We start from the raw sequence: 23,561 nt of genomic DNA on the forward strand, positions 1-23,561 counted from the left end.
GCTTTCCTCGGTCAGCCGCTTGATGCATGAATCTTGCCAAGCGGGTCGACGGTAACCGGTCGCTAACCATTTATCTGCGAGGCCCAGACCCATGGATGCCCAGTCCGCCACGCTAGAGCCCGATCCGACATCGCCGTCGCTGGCGGAGACCGCCGTCGATCGCGGGCTGCAGGTCGTGTCGATCGCCAAGAGCTACGACAAACGGTCGGTCCTGACGGACGTGTCGCTGTCGGTCGGTCGCGGCGAGGTGGTCGGGCTGCTCGGGCCCAACGGTGCGGGCAAGACGACATGCTTCTATTCGGTGATGGGGCTGGTGAAGCCCGATGCGGGGCGGATCGTCCTGGACGGCGACGACATCACCGGGCTGCCGATGTACCGCCGCGCGATCCTGGGGCTCGGCTATCTGCCGCAGGAGACGTCGATCTTCCGCGGGCTGTCGATCGAGAAGAACATCATGACCGTCCTCGAACTGGCCGAGCCCGACAAGGCGGCGCGCCAGGCGAAGCTGGACCGGCTGCTCGACGAGTTCGGGCTGACCCGGCTGCGCGCGGCGCCCGCGATGGCGCTGTCGGGCGGCGAGCGGCGGCGGGCGGAGATCGCGCGCGCGCTGGCGGCGGACCCGTCGATCATGCTCCTGGACGAGCCGTTCGCGGGCATCGACCCGATCTCGATCGCCGACATCCGCGACCTGGTGAAGGACCTGAAGCGCCGCGACATCGGCGTGCTGATCACCGACCACAATGTTCGCGAGACGCTGGAGATCGTCGACCGCGCCTATATCATCTATGACGGCCGGGTGCTGTTCACCGGCAGCCCGCAGGCGCTGGTCGCGGACGAGAATGTCCGGCGGCTGTATCTGGGCGAGAGTTTCGAGCTGTGAGGCGATGGGCGGCCGCCCGCTGATCCTCCCCGGGACGGGGAGGGGGACCGCCCGGTCTGGCCGGGTGGTGGACGGGGCGGGCCGCACGCGTGTCGCCGGCGGCCCGCCCCGTCCATCAGCCGCTTCGCGACCGCCACCTCCCCGTCCCGGAAAGCGTTGAGCCATGTCTCTCGCCCCCTCGCTTCAGCTCCGTCAGGCGCAGTCGCTGGTGATGACGCCGCAGCTGCAGCAGGCGATCAAGCTGCTGACGCTGTCGAACCTGGAGATCGAAGCGTTCATCGCCGACGAGCTGGAGCGCAACCCGCTGCTCGCCGCCGACCCGACCACCGAACGCGCGACCCCCGAGCCGGTCGAGGCCCAGCCGGTGGAGGCGGACAGCGCCGCGGGCGAGGCGGCGCTGGACGTCGATGTCGCCGCCGAGCGCTTCGACGACGGACCGAACGAGGCGGCGCTGTCGACCGGCCCGAGCGTGGGCGGTGCCGGTGGCGAGGAGCTGCCCGACCTCGACACGCTCGGCAGCCCGCCCGACAGCCTCGCCGACCATCTTCTCGCCCAGGCGGGCGCGGCGGTGGCGGGCGCGGACCTGTTCATCGCCCAGCATCTGATCGATCAGATCGACGAGGCGGGCTATCTCCGCGCGACACTGCTCGACATCGCGCTGCGCGTGGGGGTGCCGCTCGCGCGCGTCGAGGGTGTGCTCGCCACTGTCCAGACCTTCGATCCCACCGGGGTCGGCGCGCGCGACCTCGCCGAGTGCCTGGCGCTGCAGGCAAAGGAGGCGGACCGCTACGACCCGTGCATGGCGCGGCTGATCGAGAATCTCGACCTGCTCGGGCGCGGCGAACTCAAGCGGCTGCAGCGGCTGTGCGGGGTCGACGATGAGGACATGGCGGAGATGATCCGCGAGCTGCGCGCCTATGATCCCAAGCCCGGCTGCCGCTATGGCGGCGAGCCGGTGCAGTCGGTGGTCCCCGACCTGTTCGTCACCCGGTCGCGGATCAAGGACGGGTGGTCCTGGGCGATCGAACTGAACGCCGCGACGTTGCCGCGCGTGCTCGTCAACCGCCGCTACCATGCGCAGCTCGCGTCGGGCGCGCAGGACAAGGCGTCGAAGGCGTGGCTGGGCGACATGCTCGCGGGCGCCAACTGGCTGGTCAAGGCGCTCGACCAGCGCCAGCGCACGATCGTCAAGGTCGCGACCGAGATCGTGCGTCAGCAGGAGGCGTTCTTCCTCCACGGGGTACAGCATCTGAAGCCGCTGACGCTGGCGCGGATTGCCGACGCGATCGAGATGCACGAATCGACGGTGAGCCGGGTCACGTCGAACAAATATCTCCACTGCGCGCGCGGGCTGTTCGAGCTGAAATATTTCTTCACCTCGGCAATTCAGGCGGCCGACGGTGGCGAGGCGGTCTCGGCGGCCGCGGTCAAGGCGGCGCTGAAGGCGCTGATCGCGGGCGAGGGCGCCGCGGTGCTGTCCGACGACACGCTGGTCGAGCAGCTCAACGCCAAAGGCTTCGACATCGCCCGGCGAACCGTCGCCAAGTACCGCGAGGGCATGGGGATCGGCAGTTCGGTGCAGCGCCGCCGTGCCCGGGCATTGGAGCGGACTTAGGCCCGCGGGCCATGGCACGCGCCTGATACGCAGGGGGCAGGAAGGTCGCCCCTCCCGCCCCGTTCGGCGTCGTGATCATGCGTCGCGCTCAGTCGCCCACCGTCCAGTTGCTGATCGCGCAGACATTGACGTTGTGGCGGGTCACCGTGTTGCCGTCCTCCAGCTTGACCTGCAGGTCATACTGGCACTCGCCGCTGCCGACATCGAAATTGACGCTCTGCTGCTCGCCGCTGCCGATGACGGAGGTCGGGATCAGATCGTGGCCGTAATTGTCCCAGGTGGTCGGCGTGCCGCGAACCTCGATGATCGTCTGGCTCGACTCATTCTGGATGACGACGTGGCGGTCGTAGCGGTCGTGGCTGGGATTGGCGAGCGCGGGCGCGGCCTGGAGCGAGAGCGTGGCGACCGCGAGCGTGGCGGCGATCTTGGCGAAGGTGGTGAACTTGAACATCGGGGGTCTCCTAGTTCGTGGCGCCGGACCATTCCGCCGCCTCGACAAGGAGCGTTATTGGCGCGGAAACAGCCGCGGTCTGCCCGACAGCTGTGGGAGAAGCGCGTGTTTGATGTCGGGCCGCGCCGCCCGACAATTGTCGGTTGCTCCCGCGCGCGCTTTGTCGGATCAAGCTTCCGACACAGCCGGGGGCGGCCGATGCAGCGCGATTTCATCGACACGGCGGTCGGCCGCGGCCGGGAGCTGCTCGCCGCCGTCATCCCGCCCGCGCGCTTCCCGCCCGCGCTGGAGCGCGATTATCGCGCGGCGGTCGATCGCACCGCGCGCGATGTGCGGCGAGGCTCGCTGTATGTCGTGCTGGCGATCTGGCTGCTGCACATCGTCTGGGACAATATCCACCATCACCCGGGCGACCTTTTCTATCACCTGAAGGCGCTGCGAGTCGTCGGCGCGGTGGCGATCGTCGGCGGTCTGGTCGCGATGCGGATAAAGGCGGCGTGGGTCACGGCGCTGATCGGCGGCATCAACCTGACGCTCTACATCTGTGCGCTGCTTGCCCTCATCCTGGTCGGCTACCTTCACTACCTCTTTTACTATCCAAGCCTGTCGCTCCTGATGATGCTGATGTGCGGGCTGTTCCGGATGCCGGCGCGCGCGATCGCGGCGATCCTGTTCGTGGAGCTGTGCCTGAGTTTCGTGGTGCTCGGATTCGCGCAGCAGATCGTCGGGCTGCTCGGGGTCGAACGCAGCACTAACTTCATCGCCGGCTTCGGCAAACAGCATGGCGCGCCGATCGGCGGCGGCATGGGCAAGGATTTCAAGCACGGCATCTTCGACACGCTGCACGAGGCGATCGGCTCGTTTGGGTCGTTCTCGACGGTCGGCAGCCTCTATCTGGCGCTGTTCGCGGTGGCGGGCCTGGTGATCGCGGTCGAGCGCGAGCGGCTGTCGCGCGAGACCTTCGCGCGCGAGCATGAACTGTCGGAGAACAACGCCGCGCTGCTCGCCAGCGAGCGCACGACCGCGGTCAAGACCGACGCGCTGGTCAAGGCCGAGAATGCGCTCCGCGAGACCGCCGAGCGGCGCAATGCGGAGAAGACGGCGTTCCTGCGCAACCTTGCGCACGACCTGCGCAACGCGCTGTTCGCGGTCGTGCAGCAGGTCGCGAGCGCTCGTGCGGCGCTGGCACGCGACGATCGCGGCCGCAGCGCCGCCGCGCTGGACCATGCCGAGGAGGCGGCCGGCGCGGCGACCCGGACGCTGCGCTCCGTCCTCGACATGGCGAGTCTCGAATCGGAACAGGTCAAGCCCGACTATACCGCATTCGCGCTCGCGCCGATCCTGCGCGCGGTAACGGCGGTCAGTGCGGGCCAGGCGGAGGAGCGCGGCGTGGGACTCCGCCTGCGGCGGTGCGACGATGCGGTCGCGGTGCGCAGCGATGCGGTGCTGCTGGAGCGGCTGATCGGCAATATCTTCTCCAACGCCGTCAAATACAGCGACCCGGCCAAGGGTGCGCGCCAGCAGGTGCTGCTGGGCGTCGTCGTGTTTCCGCGCCGCGTTCGGGTCGACATCGTCGACAACGGCATCGGCATCGCGCGCGCGGATTGGGGCCGCGTGTTCGATCCGTTCGTTCAGCTCGGCAACCCGCAGCGCGACCGCGACCGCGGCGTCGGCCTGGGCCTGTCGATCGCCAACGCGATCTGGCAGCGGTTGGCCGAACACCGGCTCGACATGCGCTCGACGCCGGGCAGCGGCACGCGCTTCTCGATTGAAATCCCACGCGCGCCGGACCTCGCCCCCGCCTCCGGACCCGCGGGCGTCGAAGCGGCCACACATGAACTGGCGCAATCCTATTGCCTGTTCGTCGAGGACGACCGGATGGTGCGCGAGGCGACGCTCGACCAGCTGCAGCGGACGGGCATGCTGTGCGACGGCTTCGCCTCGCTCGCCGCCCTGGAGGCCGAACTGCCCGAAATCGAGCGTCCGCCCGACCTGATCCTGACGGACTGGCGGCTGTCGGACGGTTGCACCGGCGCCGACGTCATCGCCCGGGTACGGGCGCAGTTCGGCGGCGATATCCCCGCGATCGTGCTGACCGGCGAGATCGGCGCCCTGCCGTTGGGCGACATTGCGGGTGCGAGGCCGCGGGTGCTGCAGAAACCGGTCACGCCGCCCGAACTGATCGACGCGCTCGCGGCGGCGATCAGTCCGGTTTCGGGATGATCAGCGCGCGCCGCGCCAGCTCCGCCTGTAGATCGGCGCGGCTGCGCACAGCAAAGGCGCGGAACAGCTTGGGCATATATTCCTGCCGCACGGTCGCCTCCTCGATGTTCATCGCCCGCGCGATCGTCTTGTAGGCGAGTCCCTGGCTCGCATAATACAAGGCCTCAAAGGTTCGCCCGGTCAGCCCCAGCGACGCGGCGGTGGCGGTGGTCGGGCGCACCTGCGACGGCGAGAAGCCGCGCCGCCCGAGGACGCCCGACGGCAGGAACACGCTCCCCTGCAGCACCGCGTCCAGCGCGCGCCGGAACATGCCGTCGCTGTCCAGATCCTTGCAGATATACCCCGCCGCGCCTTCCTTCAGGCAGGTCATCACCAGCGCCTCGTCCGCCTCGCCCGACAGCATGATGACGCGGGTCAGCATGTCCTGCTCGCGGATCCATTTCAGCAGGTCGAGCCCGGTCTTCTCGTCGCGAAGATCATGGTCGAGAAAGGCGATGGCGAAAGGCTGCCGCTCCAGCGCGTCGACCGCCGCCTGATAGCTGCCGGCCTCCGTGACCTGCGCCCGCGGCTCGCTCTCGACGATCAGCCGATGCATGCCCGAGCGGATCAGGCCGAAATCTTCCAGCAGCAGGACGGCCAGCGGCGTCTCGGCGGTTGGGGACGGGGTTTCCATGCGTTTCAAATAGATGGCCGGGCGGTGACCGGCTACCCGACATATGTCTAGGCGCGATGCCGACGGCGTAGGCCGATGTTAAGTATCCGCGGCTACCCTGCCGGCCATGCAGCCCCGGTTCGAGTTCTCCGTCGACGTCGCGCGCAGTCTGGTGCTGACCCGCTTGTCGGGCTTTTTCGATGATGCCGCGATCCGTGGCTATCTGCTCGCCCGCAAGGCGGTGTTCGCGCGGCTGCGCTGTGGACCCTACCAGCATCTGTCGCTGACCGACATCCGCGACATGGCGATCCAGACGCAGGAAGTGGTGCAGCGCTGGGGTCAGGTGCTCGCCGATCCGATGTACCGCTCGAAGCGGCTCGCCTTCGTCACCGCCTCGACGCTGGCGCGCATGCAGCTGCAACGCGCGATCGGCTCACGCGACGCCCAGGTCTTTACCGACATGGATGAGGCGGAGCGGTGGCTGTTCGATGACGCGGGCCAGGCCGACGCCGCCTAGCGCTCACGACAGGTAGAGAACCGCGACGATCTGCCCGGCATTGCCATACCGACCGCGGTAGCGGGTGGTGTTCGGCCGCTCGTTGACCTTGCCGTCCCAGGGATCGAGGAAGACAATCGTGCCATAGCTCGACTGCCGTGCCGCGACGACAAAATGGCCCGCGCCGTTCTTCCACTGGACCAGCACCACCGCGGGGCGGCGATCGCCCAGCTTGCTCGCGTTGAAGGGTGTGCCGGCCCCATCGGGGATCGACGCATCGACGCTCAGCCCTTGTCCAATCAGCGCCGTCCGGATCTGTTCGGCGCTGTATCCGCCAGAGGCGATGGCGTTGGCGCTGGTTTCGCGGTTGGCGGGAAGCTTGGTCGCATCATAGCTTTGCGGCCCGTCATCCTTGCGCTTGTCCATCGCCGCCAGCGTCTGGCCGACGACGCTGATATACACGGCCCGCGCCAGCGACCATTCATCCTCGTTGATCGACTTCTGCTGGACCAGGCACCTGGCCATCCAGATCGACGCGACACCGCACGAGCTTTCCTGCTGCTGCTTCCACACCTCGTAGACGTTGCCGTCGCTGTCATGATCGAGCTTGACCATCATTCCCCCCGCTGTGGCGCCGGAGGCTAAGCCGAGGCGCCAGGCCGGCGATTGGATGGATGCGTCACGCAGCCGGGATTGCGATGAGGGTGCGACAGCGCCGCTGCAACGGCGCGTCAGTCATCTTCATCCTCGAACCCCGCCAGATGCAGCGGCTTCGCCTTCATCTGGCGCATTGCGCACCAGTGGACCAGCGCCTCCTCGCGGCCGTGGGTCACCCAGACCTCCCGCGGTGAAAGCTCCAGCAGCGTGTCGCACAGCTCGTCCCAATCGGCATGGTCCGACAGGATCAGCGGCAGCTCGACATTCTTCTGGCGCGCGCGCTGGCGGATGCGCATCCAGCCGCTCGCCATCGCGGTGATGGGGTCGGGCAGGCGTCTGGACCAGCGGTCGTTGAGCGCGCCGGGCGGGCAGAGCACCACGTGCCCCGCCACATCCTTCTTCGCCGCGCCGGTCGCGGGCAGCAGTTCGCCCAATCGGACGCCGTGATCGGCATAGAGTTCGCACAACCGCGCGAGCGCACCGTGGATGTAGATCGGCGCTTCATGTCCGCGCGCGCGCAGTTCGGCGATCACCCGCTGTGCCTTGCCCAGCGCATAGGCCCCGACCAGCACGCAGCGATCGGGATTGGCGTGGAGCGCCGCGATCAGCTTGTCGATCTCATCGCCCGTCTCGGGATGACGGAAGACCGGCAGGGCGAAGGTCGCCTCGGTGACGAACACGTCGCAGCCGACCGGCTCGAACGGCGCGCAGGTCGGATCGGGGCGGCGTTTGTAGTCGCCCGACACGACGATGCGCTCGCCGCGAAAATCGAGCACGATCTGCGCGGAGCCGAGCACATGGCCCGCGGGAACGAAGCCTACGTCCACCTCACCGAGGCGCACGCTCTCGCCATAACCGACCGGTCGCCCGGTCTGTTCGCCATAGCGCGCCGCCATGATCGCCAGCGTCTCCGGCGTCGCCCACACTTCGCCATGCCCGCCGCGGGCGTGATCGGCATGGCCGTGCGTCACCAGTGCGCGCGCTTCGGGCCGCGACGGATCGACCCAGGCGTCCGCGGGGCGAACGTAGATGCCGTGTGGATGCGGTTCCAGCCAATCGCCCAGGCGCGCCATCGCTGCACTACGCACGGCGATGCTTGCCGGGTCCGGGAGCGAAACGACCGGTCGCCGCGTTGAAGGCTATGAACAGCAGCCGGAGCGCCGCCCATGATGTATTACTGGACCATAGTCGGCGCGGTGCTGCTGGCCGCCGCGATCGGCTGGGCCGCGCTCAACAACCGCCAGTCGCGGCGCGGTTACAAGCGCACGGAAGAGGCCACGCGGGATCTGTATCAGGAGCAGGATCGCGCGGACAAGGCGGGTGAGACGTCGCGCGACGGCTGACCGGCCCTCCTCGTGCAGGGGAGGAGTGACTGGATACCGATCTTGATCGACCTCCCTCCTCAACTCACCACCTGGTTCGCCACGCGGCGCTGGTCGCCGCGGCGTCATCAGCGCGACATGCTCGACCGCGCGCGCGCCGGGCGGCATGCGTTGCTTGTGGCCGCCACCGGCGCGGGCAAGACGCTGTCGGGCTTCCTGCCGACGCTGGCCGAGCTGATCGAGCAGCCGCAGGACGGTCTTCACACCCTCTACGTCTCGCCGCTCAAGGCGCTGGCGATCGACATTCAGCGCAACCTGCTCGCCCCTGTCGAGGAGATGGGGCTTGCGATCACCGTCGAGACGCGCACCGGCGACACGCCGTCGGATCGCAAGGTGCGGCAGCGGGTGAAGCCGCCCAACATTCTGCTGACCACGCCCGAGTCGCTGTCGCTGCTGCTCAGCTATCCCGACAGCACGCTGCTGTTTGCCGGGCTGCGCTGCATTGTCGTCGACGAGGTTCACGCCTTTGCGACGGGCAAGCGCGGCGACCTGCTGTCGCTGTGCATGGCGCGGCTGCAGCGGCTGGCGCCGGGGCTGCGCCGGGTCGCGCTGTCGGCGACGGTGGCCGACCCCGACGGCTATCGAGCCTGGCTCGCGCCCGACGGCGATATCGGCGCGGTCGACCTAGTGTGGGGCGAGCCCGGCGCCGACCCCGACATCGCCATCCTGCTGCCCGAGGATCGCGTGCCGTGGATGGGCCATTCGGGCCGCTATGCCGCCGAACAGGTGATGGCGGAGATCGAGACCCACCGCACCTCCATCATCTTCTGCAACACCCGCAGCCTCGCCGAGCTGATCTTCCAGGATCTGTGGAAGGTCAACACGCTCAGCCTGCCGATCGGCGTCCATCACGGCAGCCTGGCCCGCGAGGCGCGGCGCAAGGTGGAGCAGGCGATGGCCGACGGCCGCCTGCGTGCCCTGGTCGCCACCGCGTCGCTCGACCTGGGCGTCGACTGGGGCGACGTCGACTGTGTCATCCAGATGGGCGCGCCCAAGGGCTCGTCGCGGCTGCTGCAGCGGCTCGGCCGCTCGAACCACCGCCTCGATGAGCCCTCGGAGGGCATCGTCGTCCCCGGCAACCGCTTCGAGTACCTCGAAGCCCGCGCCGCGCTCGACGCGGTTGAGGCCGGCGAGCTCGACCCCGACATCTTCCGCCCCGGCGCGCTCGACGTGCTCGCGCAGCATGTGATGGCCTGCGCCTGCGCCGGGCCATTCCGCGCCGCCGACCTGCTCGACGAGGTGCGATCGGCATTGCCCTATTCCGCGTTGTCGGACGAGCTGTTTACCCGCGTTCTCGGCTTCATTCGCGACGGTGGTTACGCGCTCAAGGCCTATGACCGCTTCAAGCGCCTGACCGAGGATGCCGACGGGGTATGGCGCGTCAGTCACCCGAAGTTCGTTGCCCAGCACCGCCTCAACGCTGGTATCATCGTCGAGGCGACGATGCTGACGGTCCGCTTCAAGAATGGCCGCAACCTGGGCAAGGTGGAGGAGAGTTTCGCAGCGACGCTGACGCCGGGCGACACCTTCTTCTTCGCCGGGCTGTCATGCGAGGTGGAGCGGATCGACACGGAGGACCTGGTCGTCCGCGCCTCCACGCGGCCGGCGCGCATCCCGACCTATGGCGGCGCGCGGATGCCGCTGTCGACCAACCTCGCCGACCGGGTCCGCGGCTTTCTCGCCACGCCCGCCGAATGGCCGCGGTTCCCCGCTGATGTGCGTGAATGGCTTGAGATCCAGCTCAAGCGTTCCGTCCTGCCCGAGCCTGGGCAGCTGCTGGTCGAAACCTTCCCGCGCGAGGGGCGCAACTACATGGTAGCGTACAGCTTTGAAGGCTGGAACGCCCACCAGTCGCTCGGCATGCTGGTGACGCGGCGGATGGAGGCGCACGGGTTGAAGCCGCTGGGCTTCGTCGCCAACGACTATGCGCTCGCGACCTATTCGATCGAGCCGGTCACCGATCCGGCGTCGCTCTTCTCAGCCGACATCCTGGAGCATGAGTTCGTCGACTGGGTCGAGCGTTCCCACCTGCTTAAACGAGCCTTTCGCGAGGTTGCCGTGATCGGCGGCCTGGTCGAGCGTCAGCATCCGGGCAAGCGCAAGACCGGGCGGCAGGTGACCTTCTCGACCGATCTGATCTATGACGTGCTGCGCAAATACGAGCCGACGCACCTGCTGCTTGAAGCCGCCTGGGCGGATGCGCGCGCGCGGATGACCGATGTCGGGCGGCTGGCGGGGCTGCTGGACCGCGCGGCGGCGACGATGGTCCATGTCGACCTGCCCCGCGTCACGCCGCTGGCGGTGCCGGTGCTGACACTGATCGGCCGTGAGCGGGTGGCGACGGGCGGCGCGGGCGAGGACGCGCTCCTGGTAGAGGCGGAGGCGCTGATCGCCGATGCGATGCGGCTCGAGTGAAGCGTATTTGCAAACGTCCCGTTCGGGCGCATCATCATGCGATGTTCGCTCTTGTCCCCCTCCTTGCCGCTGCGGCGACCGCCGCCGCTCCGCCGCCCGCCGCGCCGCTCGATACCGCGCTCGCCCAGCTGATCATCGCCCCGCCCACCCCGCCGCCGGTGCCGCTCTCGGACGAGGCGATGCTGGCGATCGGGGCCAATGCGGGGCGGATGACGGTGCCCGTCTCGATCGACCAGCGGGGGCCGTGGAACTTCATCATCGACACCGGCGCCGAGCGCACGGTGGTCAGCCGCGAGCTGGCCGGCGTGCTGGGCCTCGCATCAGGTCCGCAGCTGCGGGTCATCGCCATGACCGGCCCGGCGATCACCAGCTCGGTCGTGGTGCCGCACCTGTCGGTTTCGACCGTCGCGCACGAGGCGATCGAGGCGCCCGCGCTGGAGGCGCGTGATCTGGGCGCGGTCGGCATGCTCGGCATCGACGCGCTGCAGGGACATGCCGTATCGATCGATTTCGACCACGATCGAATGACGCTGCGCCCGTCGCGGCGGCGCGCCAACGGCGCCCGGCAGGCGGCGATGGCCAACGAGGTGGTCGTCACCGCCCGCTCACTGTACGGTCAGTTGATCGTCACCGACGCCTTCTTCCACGGGCGCCGGATCGCGGTGGTGATCGATACCGGCTCGCCCGTGACGGTCGGCAACACCGCGCTGCTCGCCGCCGTGACGCGCCGTGCGCGGTCGCTGGGGCCGCTGCAGCTGACCTCGGCGACCGGCGGGACGCTGACCACCGACGCGCGGTCGGTCGACGAGCTCAGCATCGGCGGCATCGGCTTTCAGAACGTCCGCGTCGCCTTTTCCGACGTGCCGCCGTTTGCGCGCTTTGGGCTGACCGGCAAGCCGGCGCTGATGCTCGGCATGGATGCGCTGCGGCTGTTCCGGCAGGTCGACATTGACTTCGCCAATCGCGAGATCCGCTTCGCCCTGCCGCGCAGCCATATGGGCATGGCGTTCGACGGCACGCGCTCCGCCGGCTTCGAGTAACGGCGGAGACCGTTGCTCCCAGCGTGATTTGCCGCTCTACTTGGGCGAAAGCAGGGGAGAAGGTGCGATGAAACTCGGCTGGATGATGGCGGCGCTGGCCATCGCGCCCGTGACGGCACAGGCGCAGGCCCGGCCCGACCAGCGCGCCTTTTTCGACCTCTACCGCGAGCTGGTCCAGACCAACACGACGCTGTCGGCCGGCAGCTGCACCCAGGCGGCGGCGCAGATCGGCGCGCGGCTCCACGCCGCGGGCTATCCCGACAGCCAGCTCACCTATTTCTCCGTTCCCGACCATCCCCGGGAGGGCGGCCTGGTCGCCGTCCTGCCCGGCAGCGACGCGCGTGCGCGCCCGATGCTGCTGCTCGCGCATCTCGACGTGGTCGAGGCGCGGCGCGAGGACTGGCAGCGCGATCCCTTCATGCTGGTCGAGGAAGGCGGCTATTATTACGGCCGCGGGACGATCGACGACAAGGCGCAGGCGGCGATCTGGGCCGATGCGATGATTCGCTTCAGGACCAGTGGCTATCGCCCGCACCGCACGATCAAGCTGGCGCTGACCTGCGGCGAGGAGACGACCTTCGCCTTCAACGGTGCCGAGTGGCTGGCGCACAACCGGCCCGAGCTGATCGCCGCCCAATTCGCGCTCAACGAGGGCGGCGGCGGCCGCATTGACGAGAACGGCAATCGTCAGCTGCTCGCGATCCAGGTCGGCGAGAAGGCGGCGCAGAACTACACCTTCACCGTCACCAACGCCGGCGGCCACTCGTCGCAGCCGGTGCCCGACAACGCGATCTATCGGCTTGGCGACGCGTTGCGGGCGGTGCAGGGCTATGAGTTCCCGGTCCGCTTCACCGACACCACCCGCGCCTTCTTCACCGCGACGGCGCATGCGCTCGGCGGCGAGGCGGGGGCGGCGATCACGCGATTGTTGGCGAACCCGGAGGATCGCGCCGCCGATGCGATCGTCAGCCGCGACAAGGCGCTGCATTCGACGCTGCGCACCACCTGTGTCGCCACGTTGATGGGCGCCGGTCATGCCGAGAACGCCTTGCCGCAGCGCGCGACCGCGAACGTCAACTGCCGCATTTTTCCCGGCGAGACGGTGGAAGGCACGCTCGCCAAGCTGCGCGAGCTGGCCGGCGCGGGGGTGACGGTCACGGTCAACCAGCCGATCCGCCCGACCGCAGTACCGCCGCGGCTCGACCCGATGATCACCGGCCCGGCGCAGGCGGTCGCGGCGCGGCACTTTCCCGGCATGCCGATCCTACCGGTGATGTCCACCGGTGCTACCGACGGTATCTTCCTGGAGGCGATCGGCATCCCCGTCTACGGCGCGCCCGGCATGTTTATCGACCGCGACGGCAGCGGCACCCACGGCCTTAATGAGCGCATCCGCGTGCGCTCGCTGTATGACGGCCGCGATTACCTGTTCGACCTCGTCAAGGCCTATGCGGGGTAGGCGCGGGTGACGGGTTTACCACGGCCCTGATCCGGCCGAGCGAGGTCGAGACGGCCTGCAGCTCGTCGCGGCAGCGAACCAGGTCGGTCTGCGGCGAAAGATGCGCCGCCTGCGCCTCATGCCCGGCACGCACCAGCGTCTGGGCGACGTCGATGCTGGCGGTGCGGCCGCGCAGCTTGCCCGCGAAATACATGACGCCCTGTTGCAGCATCGGCCGCTGCTCGGGCGGCAGGCGCGAGCCCAGCGCGGCGAAGACGACCATGCAGCGGCCGTCGGCGGCGTCGGCGGCCGGGAGCGGCGGCGGCGTCGCGGGCGCCTGGGCGGCGAGAAGGGCGAGGAACAGGGGGAGCAGCATGAGCAGTTTACCGATCCGGAGGGCTCGGCGATAAGACTTTCGCCTTAACAACTTGCGCCCGTCGACTCGGCGCGGCTAGGGGGGCGGCGATGGTTCCCTTTTCGTTCGGTGGACATGCGCTGTTCGCGCTCGGCCAGGGCGCGCTGTTCTGGCCCGCGCGGCGCGCGCTGCTGGTCGCCGACCTGCATCTCGAAAAGGCGAGCTGGTTCGCGGGGCGCGGCCAGATGCTGCCCCCCTACGACACGCTGGCGACGCTGGCGGATCTGGAGGCGCTGGTCGTCGCGACCGATGCGGCGGAGCTGTGGTGCCTGGGGGACAGCTTCCACGACGGCGAGGGGTGTGAGCGGCTGCCGGGGGAAGCGCGCGCGACGCTGACGGCGCTGACCGCGCGGACGCGGTGGACCTGGATCACGGGCAACCACGATCCGGTGATCGCCGACCGCTGCGGCGGTGAGCTGGCGGCGGAGGCGGTGGTCGACGGGCTGGTGCTGCGTCATGAGGCGACGCCCGACGAGCGCCGGCCGGAGCTGTCGGGCCATTTTCACCCCAAGCTGCGGCTGACTGTGCGCGGGCGTCAGGTGGCGCGGCGCTGCTTCGTGGCGACGCCGAGCAAGCTGATCCTGCCCGCCTTCGGGGCGCTGACCGGCGGACTCGACGCGCATCACCCGGCGATCGTGCGCGCCGTCGGCCGCGTGGCGGAGGCGCTGGTGCCGGTCCACAACCGACTGCTGCGGTTTCCGCTGGCGGCGTGACCCGGAAGTAGCGGCTGAGTAGAGGGTCACGCACGCTTACAGCGACGCCGCGATCCGGGGCGAGTAAGCGGACCTGCGAAAGAGCGGACCCGGGCGATACCGTCCGGCCCTTTGTAGGACAGTGGTTTCCGCGCGGGCGCCGCCGCAGAACGTTAACGAGCGAGGGCCGGAAATCCCGCCCGGAAGCCCGCGACCTTGGGCTTGTCCCACATCACGATGTACGGATGGGTCGGGTTGCGGCGATAGAAGCCCTGATGATAGGCCTCGGCCGGGAAGAACGCGCCCGTTTCGACCCGCGTCACGATGGGATGGCCGAAGGCATGCGCGGCGCCAAGCTGCGCGATATAGGCGCGCGCGACCCGCGCCTGATCGGGCGATTGCGGGAAGATGGCGGATCGATAGCTCGTACCTGTGTCCGGCCCCTGGCGGTTCAGCTCGGTCGGGTCGTGCGCGATCGAGAAATAGACGCGAAGCAGCGTCGCATAGCTGATCTGCCGCGGGTCGTAGGTGATCCGCACCGCCTCGGCGTGACCTGTGCCTTCGGTCGAAACCTGGTCATAGGTGGCGGTGTTGCGCGTGCCGCCCGCATAGCCGGCGATGACCTGACGGACGCCGCGGACCTGCTCGAACACGCCCTCCATTCCCCAGAAGCAGCCGCCCGCGAGCACCGCGGACTGCAGCCCCGGTGCGGGCGGCAGGTCGATGCGCGCCGCAGGGATCGGCACCGCGCGCTCGGCCCGCGCCGCACCGGTCAGCGCCAGCCCGCCGAGCGCCACCGTCCCGGCAATCGCAAGCGGAACCAGCAGCTTCATCGTGCGAGATGGATTGGCGCAGTGTCGGCCTTCGCCTCACCGGGGTGCAGCGCAACCAGCCCGAGCGCGCCCAGCGCGAAACCGGCGGCGAACTGCCACACAAAACTCATTTTCAGAACGCTCATCATCTTAATGCCTGTCGCTTGACTTTCGATAGCAAGTACGATCGCCATCGGGGAAAGGTTGCAGCGGAGATGGGATTTACCCCGTCCCCGGACAAGCACCGGTGTTAGCGTTACGAGCTTAATGGAAGCTGGAGCGCCCGTTCATCTCCCGGTCGGCATCCCGTTAACGCAGTGCGGCGCACGCGGTCTGGATGCGCTCGCAGGCGGTGCGGAGCAGATCCTCCGAGGTCGCGTAGGAGATGCGCATGCCCGGCGACAGCCCGAACGCGGCGCCCTGCACCGCCGCCACCCGCGCGTCGTCGAGCAGATAGGTGACGAACGCCTCGTCCGAGTCGATCATGACGCCGCCCGGCGTCGTCCTGCCGATCAGCCCGGCGACCGACGGATAGACGTAGAACGCCCCATCCGGCCGCGGACAGCTCAGCCCGGTCGCTTGGTTCAGCATCGACACCACCAAGTCGCGTCGCGACTGAAAGGCACGCGCCCGCTCCTTCAGGAAATCCTGCGGCCCGGTCAGCGCCGCCACGGCGGCGGCCTGCGCGATCGAGCACGGGTTGCTGGTCGATTGCGATTGCAGCTTCGCTATCGCCTTGATCAGCCACGCCCCGCCGCCCGCAAAGCCGATCCGCCAGCCGGTCATCGCATACGCCTTGGAGCAGCCGTTGACGGTCAGCGTTCGGTCGTACAGCTCGGGGCAGACCTCCGCGATCGTCGCGAACCGGAAATCATCATAGACGATGTGCTCGTACATATCGTCGGCGAAGATCCAGACCTGCGGATGGCGCGCCAGCACCTCGCCGAGCGCGCGGAGTTCCGCAACCGAATAGGCGGCCCCCGTCGGGTTCGACGGCGAGTTGAGGATGACCCATTTGGTCCGGGGCGTGATCGCCGCCTGCAGCTCGGCGGGGGTGAGCTTATATCCCTGTTCCGGCCCGGCGGACGCGATCACCGGGACGCCGCCCGCGAACTGGACGACGTCGGGATAGCTGACCCAATAGGGGGCGGGAATCACCACCTCGTCGCCGGCGTCGACGGTCGCGACGATGGCGTTGAACAGCGTGTGCTTGCCGCCGACGTTCACCGTCACCTGATCCTGCGCATAGGTGAGCGCATTGTCGCGCGCGAACTTGGCGCGGATCGCTTCCTTCAGCTCGGGGATGCCGTCGACCTGGGTATATTTGGTGCGACCGTCGCGGATCGCGCGGATGCCCGCTTCCTTGACGTGCTCGGGCGTGTCGAAGTCGGGCTCGCCCGCGCCCAGCCCGATCACGTCGATCCCGGCGCGCTGCAGCTCCATGACGCGCGCGGAGACGGCGAGCGTCGGCGAGGGGCTGATGCGCGCGAGTGCGGCGGACGGCTGCATGTGGAAACCCCCTGGTCGGCGGGCGGGCTATAGCGGTGCGGCGCTTCCGTTCGCAACCGCAACAATCGCCGGCGCCAGGCCGCGGAGCGCGTTGCCGATGAGGAAGCCGCCGGCGAGGTCGGCGGGGGTGAGGTCGGCCTCGCTGGCGCGCCCGGTCGCGAGGAGATCGGCGCGCAGCACGCCGGGGAGCAGGCCGCGGGCGAGCGGCGGGGTGAGGAGGACGCCGCCGCGCTCGACGAACAGGCTGGTGACGCTGCCCTCGGTCAGGAAACCGTCGGGGTCGGCGAACACCACTTCGGTGGTCCCCGCCGCCCGGCGCGCCGCGTCGTAGAAGCCGCGGTCGCTGGTCTTGTGGCGGAGCCGCCAGTCGGTGCGGTCGACCGGCAGCGGCACGATCGCGGCCGCGACCGGCGTCGCCGGCCAGGCGGGCAGCGGCCCGACCTCGATCGCGATCGCCCCCGACGCGGCGAGCAGCAGGCGAACGCGCCGCACCTCGCGCAGCCGGAAGGTCGCGGCCTGCAGCTCGTTGCGCGCGTCGTGCCGGTCGAAGCGGACGCCGAGCGCGGCGGCGCTGTCGCGCATCCGCGCGAGGTGCCGGTCGAGCAGCAGCAGCCCGTCGAGCGGATCGAAGCGCATCGTCTCGATCAGGTCGGCCGGGCGCTGGCCCGCGGTTAGGAACGCGCCCTTGGCCAGCGCCTCGTCCCACTCGTCATCGGCGCGGCTGTCGGCGACGATGCCCCCGCCCAAGCCCAGCGTCGCTTCGCTTCCGCGTACAAGCAGCGTCCGGATCGCGACGTTGAACTGCGCCGATCCGTTCGCGTCGATCCGCCCGATCGAGCCGGTATAGACACCGCGCGGCGCGCCCTCGATCGCCGCCAGCGCCTCGATCGCGCGCAGCTTGGGCGCGCCGGTGATCGAGCCGCAGGGAAAGGCGGCGGCAAGGACGTCGACCGCATCCTTGTCCGGCGCAAGGTTGGCGGTGACGGTGGATGTCATCTGCAGCACCGTCGGATACTGCTCGACCGTGAACAGCGCGGGTACCGCGACGCTGCCAGCCACGGCGACGCGCGACAGATCGTTCCGGATGAGGTCGACGATCATCAGGTTCTCGGCCCGGTTCTTTGCGTCGGCAGCGAGTGCGTCCGCGGCGCCGGGCTCTGGCCGCGCGGTGCCCTTCATCGGGCGGCAGGTGAGATGGCCGCCTTCCAGCGCGAAGAACAGCTCGGGGGAGAAGGAGAGGATCAGCGCGTCGCCGGTCGCGACGATGCCGCCCCAGCCGGCGGCGGCGCGTGGACGCAAGGCGGCGTAGAGCGCGAGCGGATCGCCGAGGAATCGCACCGCGGCCGGAAAGGTGAGGTTCGCCTGATAGACGTCACCCGCCGCGATCAGCTCGAGCACCTGTACGATGCGGCGGTCGTAATCGGCACGGCCGATCAAGGGCTGCGGCGGCAGGACGCGCACGCCGGCCGGATCGGGGAGCAGCGCGGGGACGTCGACCTCGGCCCAACGCTCGAACAGCGCGAACCAGGCGAGCGGCCTGGCGGGAGCAGGAAGGGTCAGCGTCGGCTCGAACGCGGGTGCCGCTTCATAGGCGAGACACCCGGCGGCGGACAGGCCCCGGGCCACCCCGGCGCGCACCCGGTCGAGGGCAGGGCCCACCGCCGCCACGGTCGCGGCGGTGACGATCTCGACGGGATCGCGATACAGCCTGGCCGGCGCACCCCCGTCGCGCGCGTCGTCGAACAGCACGAAGGGGGTGGAGACGTCGAGCACCCGAGCGGGATCGCAGGCGGCATCCTCGCCTGCAAGGGGGTGTGCGGATTGTTGACCCCGCCGTCCGTCCCCGCCATCTCCCGGCGATGCCCAACCCGCCCCTCCGTGCCACGATCGTGACCGTCACGCCGATCCAGCAGAACTGCACCATCATCTGGTGCACCGCGACGATGAAGGGGGCGGTGATCGACCCGGGCGGCGATTCGGCGCGGATCATGGCGGCGCTGCGGCAGGCGGGGGTGACGGCGGAGAAGATCCTCCTGACCCACGGCCATATCGACCATGCCGGCGAGGCGAAGCCGCTGAGCGACGCGCTGGGCGTGCCGATCGAGGGGCCGCACGAAGCCGACCGGTTCTGGCTGGCGCGGCTGGAAGAGGACGGCCGCAATTGGGGTATCGCCGGGGTGCCGTTCGAGCCCGACCGCTGGCTCGACGACGGCGACACGGTGCGCGTCGGCGACCTGACGCTAGACGTCTATCATACCCCCGGCCACACCCAGGGGCACGTGATCTTCCACCACGCAGCCTCGCAGTTCGCGCAGGTCGGCGACGTGCTGTTCCAGGGCTCGGTCGGGCGCACCGACCTGCCAGGCGGCGATCATGCGACGCTGGTACGTTCAGTCGTCGAGAAGCTGTGGCCACTGGGCGACGCGACGGCGTTCATTCCCGGCCACGGCGAGGCGTCGACCTTCGCGCACGAGCGCCGCACCAATCCCTTCGTCGGCGACGCGGCGCTCGCCTGACCCGGCCGACCGGTCAGCCCTGCGGTACTGTCGTCTCGGCAACGGGAGCGGCCGTGGCGGCCCGATGCGCCTTGAGCGGGATGACCACCGCCCAGATCGCCAGGATCAGCTGCAGCCCCAGGGTTATGCCGGTGCCGCCGGTGCGCCCGGGATACCAGCCGTCCATGCCGAACGCGTGCCCGATCCGTCCCGCCACGAACAGCGCCGCCGCCGCCCACAGCCAGATGCTGGTCCCGACGCTCAGTTCGATCACCAGCACCAGCGCCAGCACCGCCCAGGCATTCTCGACGAAATTGGCATGCGCGCGCATGCGGCGGATCACGCGGTCGTTGCCGCCGTCGCCGATCGACACCTTCTCGCTGCCGCGCACCTGCCCGACGCGGAACGACAGCCAGCAGTTGATCAGCGCCAGCGCGGCGGCGAGTACCAGCGATACCTGCGGCAAGATCATCATCGTTCGGCCCTTTCCGGATTTCCGTTGCAACCTGCCACGTGTCGCGGCCTCAGGCAAATTGCGCGGGTTGCAACGGACGCGCCATCCGCTATAGGCCCGCGCTTCGCGAAGCGTCCGGCCGTCACGAGCTGCCCTTCACGCGGCCTGCTCCCGGCGACGGCGAGCCGGTTGCCGGGGCGTGCGTGCGGGCGTAACGCGTTTGTATTCGATGTGACAGCAAGGTGCCGAAATGGCCGTTCCCAAAAGAAAGACCTCGCCCTCCCGCCGTGGCATGCGCCGCGCGCACGACGCGCTCTCCGTGGAGAGCTTTCAGGAGTGTCCGAACTGCGGCGAGCTTAAGCGTCCGCACAATCTGTGCAATGCGTGCGGCCATTATAACGGTCGTGCGATCGTCGCGGTCGAGGGCTGAGCGCGCGAAGCCAGACCCGGACCGCTGCCGTGACCGACCAGTCAGTGATCGCCGTCGATGCGATGGGCGGCGACGAAGGGCTGGCGGTGATGCTGGCCGGCGTCGCGCAGGCGCGGCGCGCTCATGACGGCATGCGCTTCGTGCTGGTCGGCGACGAGGTGCAGATCGCCGATGGACTGAAGCGGCATCCCAACCTCCTCGCCAATGCCGAGGTGGTGCATGCGCCCGAGGTGATCGGCGGCAGCGACAAGCCTAGTCAGGCGATCCGCCGCGCCAAGCGCACCTCGATGGGGATAGCCATCGATCTGGTTAAGAAGGGGCGCGCGGGCGCCGCCGTCTCCGCGGGGAATACCGGCGCGCTGATGGCGATGGCGAAGCTGGCGCTGCGGACGTTGCCCGGGATCGATCGCCCGGCGCTCGCCGCGCCACTGCCGACGCTGGGCGCCAACGACGTCATCATGCTCGATCTCGGCGCCAATGCGGAGGTCGACGCGCGCAACCTCGTCCAGTTCGCGGTGATGGGCGCAGCCTTCGCGCGCACCACGCTGGAGCTGGAATGCCCGCGCGTCGCGCTGCTGAATATCGGCTCCGAGGAGCAGAAGGGCACCGGCGAGATCCGCGCCGCCGCGGCGATGCTGCGCGAAGCGAAGGTGCCGCTGACCTTCACCGGCTTCGTCGAGGGCGACAAGCTGGCGCGCGGCGACCATGACGTGATCGTATGCGACGGTTTCGCCGGCAACATTGCGCTCAAGACCGCGGAGGGAACTGCGCGTTTCGTCGCGGACCTGCTGCGCCGCGCGTTCACCTCATCGGTGCGCTCGAAGCTCGGCTTCCTGATCTCGCGCCCCGCGACCGAGCTGCTGCGCGAGCATCTCGATCCGAACAATCATAACGGCGCGGTCTTCCTCGGCCTCAACGGCATCGTCGTGAAGAGTCATGGCGGCGCGACCGCGAACGGGGTCGCTGTGGCGATCGGCAATGCCGCCAAGATGGTGCGCGCCGACCTGACCCGCCGGATCGCCGACGACCTGCGCAATTTCGCGCCGGAACGGGAGGGCGCGGCCGCGTGATCCGCAGCGTCCTGACCGGCACCGGTGCGGCGCTGCCCGCGCGGCGCGTGTCGAACGCCGAGCTGGCGCAGCAGGTCGACACCACCGACGAATGGATCGTCGAGCGCACCGGTATCCGTTTCCGCTACATCGCCGGTCCGGACGAGACGACCGCGACACTCGCCGCCGACGCGTCAAAGGCGGCGTTGGCGGCGGCAGGGGTACTCGCCGCGGACGTCGACCTGATCGTGTTGGCGACCGCGACCCCCGACCAGACCTTTCCCTCGTCGGCGACGAAGGTCCAGGCGCTGCTCGGCATCGCCGACTGCGTCGCGTTCGATGTGGCGGCGGTGTGCTCGGGCTTTCTCTACGCGGTGCAGGTCGCGGACGCGATGCTGCGCGCGGGCGTCCACCGCCGCGCGCTGGTGATCGGGTCGGAGACGTTCAGCCGCATCCTCGACTGGGAGGATCGGGCCACCTGCGTCCTGTTCGGCGACGGCGCGGGAGCGATCGTGCTGGAGGCGAGGGAGAGCGCCGATGCCGCTGGACCGGGGATCCTGGCGACCAAGCTCCACGCCGACGGCCGCCACAACGACCTGCTCTATGTCGACGGCGGCCCGTCGACCACCGGCACGGTGGGCAAGCTGCGCATGAAGGGCCGCGAGGTGTTCCGTCACGCCGTCGTCAACCTGGCGGCGGTGATGGAAGAAGGGCTGCAGCTCGCGGGGCTGACCGCGGCCGAGGTCGACTGGGTGGTGCCGCATCAGGCCAACGCCCGCATTCTCGACGCGACCGCGCGCAAGCTGGGCCTGCCGCCGGAAAAGGTGGTGGTCACCGTCGATCAGCATGCCAACACGTCCGCGGCGTCGGTGCCGCTCGCGCTCGACACGGCGATGCGCGACGGCCGGATCAACGCGGGCCAGATCGTCGTGCTGGAGGCGATGGGCGGCGGCTTCACCTGGGGGGCGGCGGTGCTGCGCACCTGAACGATCGGCGATGGCGCACGAAGGAGTGCGCCACGGACGCTACCGGTGTCGATTCGGCGCATGCCGCGGGCAGGAATGGCTTTTCGCCGATGATAACCTTCGTTAAGGGGTAAGTTGGGGAAGGGGCATTGGCTGTGCTGATGACGACCGTGGGAACGCTGACGCGAGCCGATCTGGCGGAGGCGCTGCACCGTGAGGTGGGGCTCAGCCGGGCCGATTCGGCCAAGATCGTCGAACAGATCCTCGCTGACATGTGCGAGGCGCTGTCGAATGGCGAGAACGTCAAGATCTCCGGGTTCGGCACCTTCGTGCTCCGCGACAAGGGCGAGCGCGTCGGGCGCAACCCAAAGACGGGCGTCGAGGTGGCGATCGCGCCACGCCGGGTGCTGACCTTCCGCGCCAGCCAGATGATGCGCGAGCGCATCGTGGCGGCCGGCTGACGCGAGTGGACCGGCGGCCAAAGGCTGCGGGCGCTTTCCTGACCATCGGCGAAGTCTCGCGCGACACCGGCCTGTCACAGCATGTCCTGCGCTATTGGGAGACCCGTTTTCCGCAGCTGCGCCCGCTGACCCGCGCCGGCGGGCGGCGCTATTACCGGCCCGCCGACGTGGCGCTGGTGCGGCGGATCGACGGCGCGCTGAACCGGGAGGGGTACACGATCAGGGGCGTGCAGAAGCTGCTGGCCGACGGTGCCCCGGTAGCGCCAACCGCCGATCCGCGCGCGGCCCTCCGCGCGATCCGCCATGCCCTCGCGGCCGCGCTGGCGGATGACTGATCCGCCTCTTCGCTGAAGGACAGAGGATCAGGGCGCCAGGCCGCGCCGCAGGAAATCCGCTATCACCCCAGCGATGTCGTCCGCGCTGCGATCCTTGTCCCACACCCCGAAGCGCAGGCCCAGAAAGACGTTCATCCCCATCACTGCCCAGGCGTGCACCTCCTCCACGTCATTGCGGACCTCGCCGCGCGCTGCGGCTTCACGCAGCCGCTGCGCGATGCGGTCGGCGGTGGTGGCATAGTGGCGGCGGAAGCTGGCGGGATCGACGAACTCCGCCTCGTCGATGATGCGGTAGATCTCCTTGTGCTGCCGCACAAATCCGAGGAAGCTCTCCAGGCCAGCACGTTCGCCCGCGATACCGTCGGAGGCGGCGCGGATACCCGGCGCGACATGATCGCGCACCTGATCGCTCAGGTCGCTGACCAGCGCGCGGAAGATCGCGTCCTTGCTGTCGAAATAGGTGTAGAAGCTGCCCAGCGCCGCGCCCGCGCGCCGGGTGATCGCGCTGATCGACGCGGCGTGGAAGCCGCTCTCGCCGAACTCGGCCGCCGCCGCGTCGAGCAGCGCGCGGCGCGTTCGCCGTCCGCGCTCGGTGCGCGGCGATTTGTCCGCCGGCTCGCCCCCGACCGGCGCCCGCTGGATGTCTGACGCCGCTGCCTCCGTCAAAACTTCGCCCCCGATGACAAACCAAAGTT

At 69.3% G+C, this 23,561-nt stretch carries 25 protein-coding genes; 15 read left to right on the plus strand and 10 right to left on the minus strand.

Annotation, left to right across the window (positions count from 1 at the left end; genetic code table 11):
* The first annotated feature begins 91 nt into the window (after positions 1-91).
* Together lptB and rpoN are read left to right on the plus strand one after the other, a co-directional pair.
* Positions 92-880 carry an LPS export ABC transporter ATP-binding protein gene (gene lptB, locus ACP2AD_RS03505; RefSeq protein ID WP_425228697.1) on the plus strand — a complete coding sequence of 263 codons (789 nt, stop codon included), beginning with the start codon at positions 92-94 and terminating at the stop codon, positions 878-880.
* Positions 881-1,043: 163 nt separating this feature from the next.
* Positions 1,044-2,495: an RNA polymerase factor sigma-54 gene (rpoN, locus tag ACP2AD_RS03510; protein ID WP_425228698.1), complete on the plus strand. Its 1,452-nt coding sequence runs from the start codon at positions 1,044-1,046 to the stop codon at positions 2,493-2,495.
* An 88-nt stretch (positions 2,496-2,583) separates the two neighbouring features.
* Here the strand turns inward: rpoN and ACP2AD_RS03515 are convergent, their stop codons facing one another.
* On the minus strand, positions 2,584-2,946 hold the full coding sequence (locus ACP2AD_RS03515) for a hypothetical protein (RefSeq protein WP_425228699.1): 363 nt from the start codon (positions 2,944-2,946) through the stop codon (positions 2,584-2,586).
* Positions 2,947-3,144: 198 nt separating this feature from the next.
* On the opposite strand from ACP2AD_RS03515, the gene ACP2AD_RS03520 reads away from it, so the two are divergent.
* Positions 3,145-5,169: an ATP-binding response regulator gene (locus ACP2AD_RS03520; RefSeq protein ID WP_425228700.1), complete on the plus strand. Its 2,025-nt coding sequence runs from the start codon at positions 3,145-3,147 to the stop codon at positions 5,167-5,169.
* Here ACP2AD_RS03520 and ACP2AD_RS03525 read toward each other — a convergent pair.
* The gene (locus ACP2AD_RS03525; RefSeq protein ID WP_425228701.1) at positions 5,150-5,842 is read right to left on the minus strand and encodes a response regulator; all 693 of its coding nucleotides are present in this window, start codon (positions 5,840-5,842) and stop codon (positions 5,150-5,152) included. The genes ACP2AD_RS03520 and ACP2AD_RS03525 overlap by 20 nt on opposite strands.
* A gap of 106 nt (positions 5,843-5,948) precedes the next feature.
* On the opposite strand from ACP2AD_RS03525, the gene ACP2AD_RS03530 reads away from it, so the two are divergent.
* Positions 5,949-6,338, plus strand: a complete 390-nt coding sequence (locus ACP2AD_RS03530; protein ID WP_425228702.1) for a hypothetical protein — start codon at positions 5,949-5,951, stop codon at positions 6,336-6,338.
* Positions 6,339-6,341: 3 nt separating this feature from the next.
* On the opposite strand, the gene ACP2AD_RS03535 is transcribed toward ACP2AD_RS03530, so the two are convergent.
* The gene (locus tag ACP2AD_RS03535) at positions 6,342-6,932 is read right to left on the minus strand and encodes a hypothetical protein (RefSeq protein WP_425228703.1); all 591 of its coding nucleotides are present in this window, start codon (positions 6,930-6,932) and stop codon (positions 6,342-6,344) included.
* A gap of 116 nt (positions 6,933-7,048) precedes the next feature.
* The gene (locus ACP2AD_RS03540) at positions 7,049-8,047 is read right to left on the minus strand and encodes a ligase-associated DNA damage response exonuclease (protein ID WP_425228746.1); all 999 of its coding nucleotides are present in this window, start codon (positions 8,045-8,047) and stop codon (positions 7,049-7,051) included.
* A 96-nt stretch (positions 8,048-8,143) separates the two neighbouring features.
* On the opposite strand from ACP2AD_RS03540, the gene ACP2AD_RS03545 reads away from it, so the two are divergent.
* From ACP2AD_RS03545 to ACP2AD_RS03560, 4 genes are all read left to right on the plus strand, one after another.
* Positions 8,144-8,317, plus strand: coding sequence for a hypothetical protein (locus ACP2AD_RS03545; protein ID WP_425228704.1), 174 nt, complete (start codon positions 8,144-8,146; stop codon positions 8,315-8,317).
* Between the two features lie 42 nt (positions 8,318-8,359).
* Positions 8,360-10,771 carry a ligase-associated DNA damage response DEXH box helicase gene (locus ACP2AD_RS03550; protein WP_425228705.1) on the plus strand — a complete coding sequence of 804 codons (2,412 nt, stop codon included), beginning with the start codon at positions 8,360-8,362 and terminating at the stop codon, positions 10,769-10,771.
* Positions 10,772-10,812: 41 nt separating this feature from the next.
* Complete coding sequence (locus tag ACP2AD_RS03555) at positions 10,813-11,811, plus strand: aspartyl protease family protein (RefSeq protein ID WP_425228706.1); 999 nt, start codon at positions 10,813-10,815, stop codon at positions 11,809-11,811.
* A 67-nt stretch (positions 11,812-11,878) separates the two neighbouring features.
* Positions 11,879-13,270 carry a M20/M25/M40 family metallo-hydrolase gene (locus ACP2AD_RS03560; protein ID WP_425228707.1) on the plus strand — a complete coding sequence of 464 codons (1,392 nt, stop codon included), beginning with the start codon at positions 11,879-11,881 and terminating at the stop codon, positions 13,268-13,270.
* Here ACP2AD_RS03560 and ACP2AD_RS03565 read toward each other — a convergent pair.
* Positions 13,251-13,625 carry a hypothetical protein gene (locus tag ACP2AD_RS03565; RefSeq protein ID WP_425228708.1) on the minus strand — a complete coding sequence of 125 codons (375 nt, stop codon included), beginning with the start codon at positions 13,623-13,625 and terminating at the stop codon, positions 13,251-13,253. The two genes, ACP2AD_RS03560 and ACP2AD_RS03565, sit on opposite strands and share 20 nt — an antisense overlap.
* 89 nt (positions 13,626-13,714) lie before the next feature.
* On the opposite strand from ACP2AD_RS03565, the gene pdeM reads away from it, so the two are divergent.
* Positions 13,715-14,377, plus strand: a complete 663-nt coding sequence (gene pdeM / locus ACP2AD_RS03570) for a ligase-associated DNA damage response endonuclease PdeM (RefSeq protein WP_425228709.1) — start codon at positions 13,715-13,717, stop codon at positions 14,375-14,377.
* A 152-nt stretch (positions 14,378-14,529) separates the two neighbouring features.
* Here pdeM and msrA read toward each other — a convergent pair whose 3' ends face one another.
* From msrA to ACP2AD_RS03585, 3 genes are all read right to left on the minus strand, one after another.
* On the minus strand, positions 14,530-15,189 hold the full coding sequence (gene msrA / locus ACP2AD_RS03575) for a peptide-methionine (S)-S-oxide reductase MsrA (protein ID WP_425228710.1): 660 nt from the start codon (positions 15,187-15,189) through the stop codon (positions 14,530-14,532).
* A 288-nt stretch (positions 15,190-15,477) separates the two neighbouring features.
* Positions 15,478-16,677 (minus strand): pyridoxal phosphate-dependent aminotransferase, encoded by a 1,200-nt coding sequence (locus ACP2AD_RS03580; protein WP_425228711.1) that lies wholly within the window; start codon positions 16,675-16,677, stop codon positions 15,478-15,480.
* Between the two features lie 27 nt (positions 16,678-16,704).
* The gene (locus ACP2AD_RS03585) at positions 16,705-18,450 is read right to left on the minus strand and encodes a chorismate-binding protein (protein WP_425228712.1); all 1,746 of its coding nucleotides are present in this window, start codon (positions 18,448-18,450) and stop codon (positions 16,705-16,707) included.
* Positions 18,451-18,536: 86 nt separating this feature from the next.
* On the opposite strand from ACP2AD_RS03585, the gene ACP2AD_RS03590 reads away from it, so the two are divergent.
* Positions 18,537-19,193: an MBL fold metallo-hydrolase gene (locus ACP2AD_RS03590; RefSeq protein ID WP_425228713.1), complete on the plus strand. Its 657-nt coding sequence runs from the start codon at positions 18,537-18,539 to the stop codon at positions 19,191-19,193.
* A 13-nt stretch (positions 19,194-19,206) separates the two neighbouring features.
* Here the strand turns inward: ACP2AD_RS03590 and ACP2AD_RS03595 are convergent, their stop codons facing one another.
* The gene (locus ACP2AD_RS03595; RefSeq protein WP_425228714.1) at positions 19,207-19,647 is read right to left on the minus strand and encodes an MAPEG family protein; all 441 of its coding nucleotides are present in this window, start codon (positions 19,645-19,647) and stop codon (positions 19,207-19,209) included.
* A gap of 229 nt (positions 19,648-19,876) precedes the next feature.
* Here ACP2AD_RS03595 and rpmF point away from each other — a divergent pair, with 229 nt between their 5' ends.
* The 5 genes from rpmF to ACP2AD_RS03620 all read left to right on the plus strand — a co-directional run bounded on the left by rpmF (position 19,877) and on the right by ACP2AD_RS03620 (position 22,866).
* The gene (gene rpmF / locus ACP2AD_RS03600; RefSeq protein ID WP_425228715.1) at positions 19,877-20,056 is read left to right on the plus strand and encodes a 50S ribosomal protein L32; all 180 of its coding nucleotides are present in this window, start codon (positions 19,877-19,879) and stop codon (positions 20,054-20,056) included.
* A gap of 29 nt (positions 20,057-20,085) precedes the next feature.
* Positions 20,086-21,126: a phosphate acyltransferase PlsX gene (plsX, locus tag ACP2AD_RS03605; protein WP_425228716.1), complete on the plus strand. Its 1,041-nt coding sequence runs from the start codon at positions 20,086-20,088 to the stop codon at positions 21,124-21,126.
* A complete protein-coding gene (locus ACP2AD_RS03610) occupies positions 21,123-22,091 on the plus strand; it encodes a beta-ketoacyl-ACP synthase III (protein ID WP_425228717.1) in 969 nt (322 codons plus the stop codon). Before plsX ends, ACP2AD_RS03610 begins: the two co-directional genes overlap by 4 nt.
* Before the next feature lie 140 nt (positions 22,092-22,231).
* On the plus strand, positions 22,232-22,531 hold the full coding sequence (locus ACP2AD_RS03615; protein WP_425228747.1) for an integration host factor subunit alpha: 300 nt from the start codon (positions 22,232-22,234) through the stop codon (positions 22,529-22,531).
* On the plus strand, positions 22,528-22,866 hold the full coding sequence (locus tag ACP2AD_RS03620; RefSeq protein ID WP_425228748.1) for a MerR family transcriptional regulator: 339 nt from the start codon (positions 22,528-22,530) through the stop codon (positions 22,864-22,866). The genes ACP2AD_RS03615 and ACP2AD_RS03620 overlap by 4 nt, the downstream gene beginning before the upstream one ends.
* Positions 22,867-22,893: 27 nt before the next feature.
* Here the strand turns inward: ACP2AD_RS03620 and ACP2AD_RS03625 are convergent, their stop codons facing one another.
* Positions 22,894-23,532, minus strand: a complete 639-nt coding sequence (locus ACP2AD_RS03625) for a TetR/AcrR family transcriptional regulator (protein ID WP_425228718.1) — start codon at positions 23,530-23,532, stop codon at positions 22,894-22,896.
* Positions 23,533-23,561 lie beyond the last annotated feature (29 nt).

The organism is Sphingomonas sp., from assembly GCF_965248875.1.
Taxonomy (GTDB): Bacteria; Pseudomonadota; Alphaproteobacteria; order Sphingomonadales; family Sphingomonadaceae; genus Sphingomonas.

Excerpts from the sequence above, each read along its gene's own strand:
- lptB (WP_425228697.1), top strand. The coding sequence starts at position 92 with ATGGATGCCCAGTCCGCCACGCTAGAGCCCGATCCGACATCGCCGTCG.
- rpoN (WP_425228698.1), top strand. The coding sequence starts at position 1,044 with ATGTCTCTCGCCCCCTCGCTTCAGCTCCGTCAGGCGCAGTCGCTGGTG.
- ACP2AD_RS03515 (WP_425228699.1), bottom strand. The coding sequence starts at position 2,946 with ATGTTCAAGTTCACCACCTTCGCCAAGATCGCCGCCACGCTCGCGGTC.
- ACP2AD_RS03520 (WP_425228700.1), top strand. The coding sequence starts at position 3,145 with ATGCAGCGCGATTTCATCGACACGGCGGTCGGCCGCGGCCGGGAGCTG.
- ACP2AD_RS03525 (WP_425228701.1), bottom strand. The coding sequence starts at position 5,842 with ATGGAAACCCCGTCCCCAACCGCCGAGACGCCGCTGGCCGTCCTGCTG.
- ACP2AD_RS03530 (WP_425228702.1), top strand. The coding sequence starts at position 5,949 with ATGCAGCCCCGGTTCGAGTTCTCCGTCGACGTCGCGCGCAGTCTGGTG.
- ACP2AD_RS03535 (WP_425228703.1), bottom strand. The coding sequence starts at position 6,932 with ATGGTCAAGCTCGATCATGACAGCGACGGCAACGTCTACGAGGTGTGG.
- ACP2AD_RS03540 (WP_425228746.1), bottom strand. The coding sequence starts at position 8,047 with ATGGCGCGCCTGGGCGATTGGCTGGAACCGCATCCACACGGCATCTAC.
- ACP2AD_RS03545 (WP_425228704.1), top strand. The coding sequence starts at position 8,144 with ATGTATTACTGGACCATAGTCGGCGCGGTGCTGCTGGCCGCCGCGATC.
- ACP2AD_RS03555 (WP_425228706.1), top strand. The coding sequence starts at position 10,813 with ATGTTCGCTCTTGTCCCCCTCCTTGCCGCTGCGGCGACCGCCGCCGCT.
- ACP2AD_RS03560 (WP_425228707.1), top strand. The coding sequence starts at position 11,879 with ATGAAACTCGGCTGGATGATGGCGGCGCTGGCCATCGCGCCCGTGACG.
- ACP2AD_RS03565 (WP_425228708.1), bottom strand. The coding sequence starts at position 13,625 with ATGCTGCTCCCCCTGTTCCTCGCCCTTCTCGCCGCCCAGGCGCCCGCG.
- pdeM (WP_425228709.1), top strand. The coding sequence starts at position 13,715 with ATGGTTCCCTTTTCGTTCGGTGGACATGCGCTGTTCGCGCTCGGCCAG.
- msrA (WP_425228710.1), bottom strand. The coding sequence starts at position 15,189 with ATGAAGCTGCTGGTTCCGCTTGCGATTGCCGGGACGGTGGCGCTCGGC.
- ACP2AD_RS03580 (WP_425228711.1), bottom strand. The coding sequence starts at position 16,677 with ATGCAGCCGTCCGCCGCACTCGCGCGCATCAGCCCCTCGCCGACGCTC.
- ACP2AD_RS03590 (WP_425228713.1), top strand. The coding sequence starts at position 18,537 with ATGCCCAACCCGCCCCTCCGTGCCACGATCGTGACCGTCACGCCGATC.
- ACP2AD_RS03595 (WP_425228714.1), bottom strand. The coding sequence starts at position 19,647 with ATGATGATCTTGCCGCAGGTATCGCTGGTACTCGCCGCCGCGCTGGCG.
- rpmF (WP_425228715.1), top strand. The coding sequence starts at position 19,877 with ATGGCCGTTCCCAAAAGAAAGACCTCGCCCTCCCGCCGTGGCATGCGC.
- ACP2AD_RS03615 (WP_425228747.1), top strand. The coding sequence starts at position 22,232 with ATGACGACCGTGGGAACGCTGACGCGAGCCGATCTGGCGGAGGCGCTG.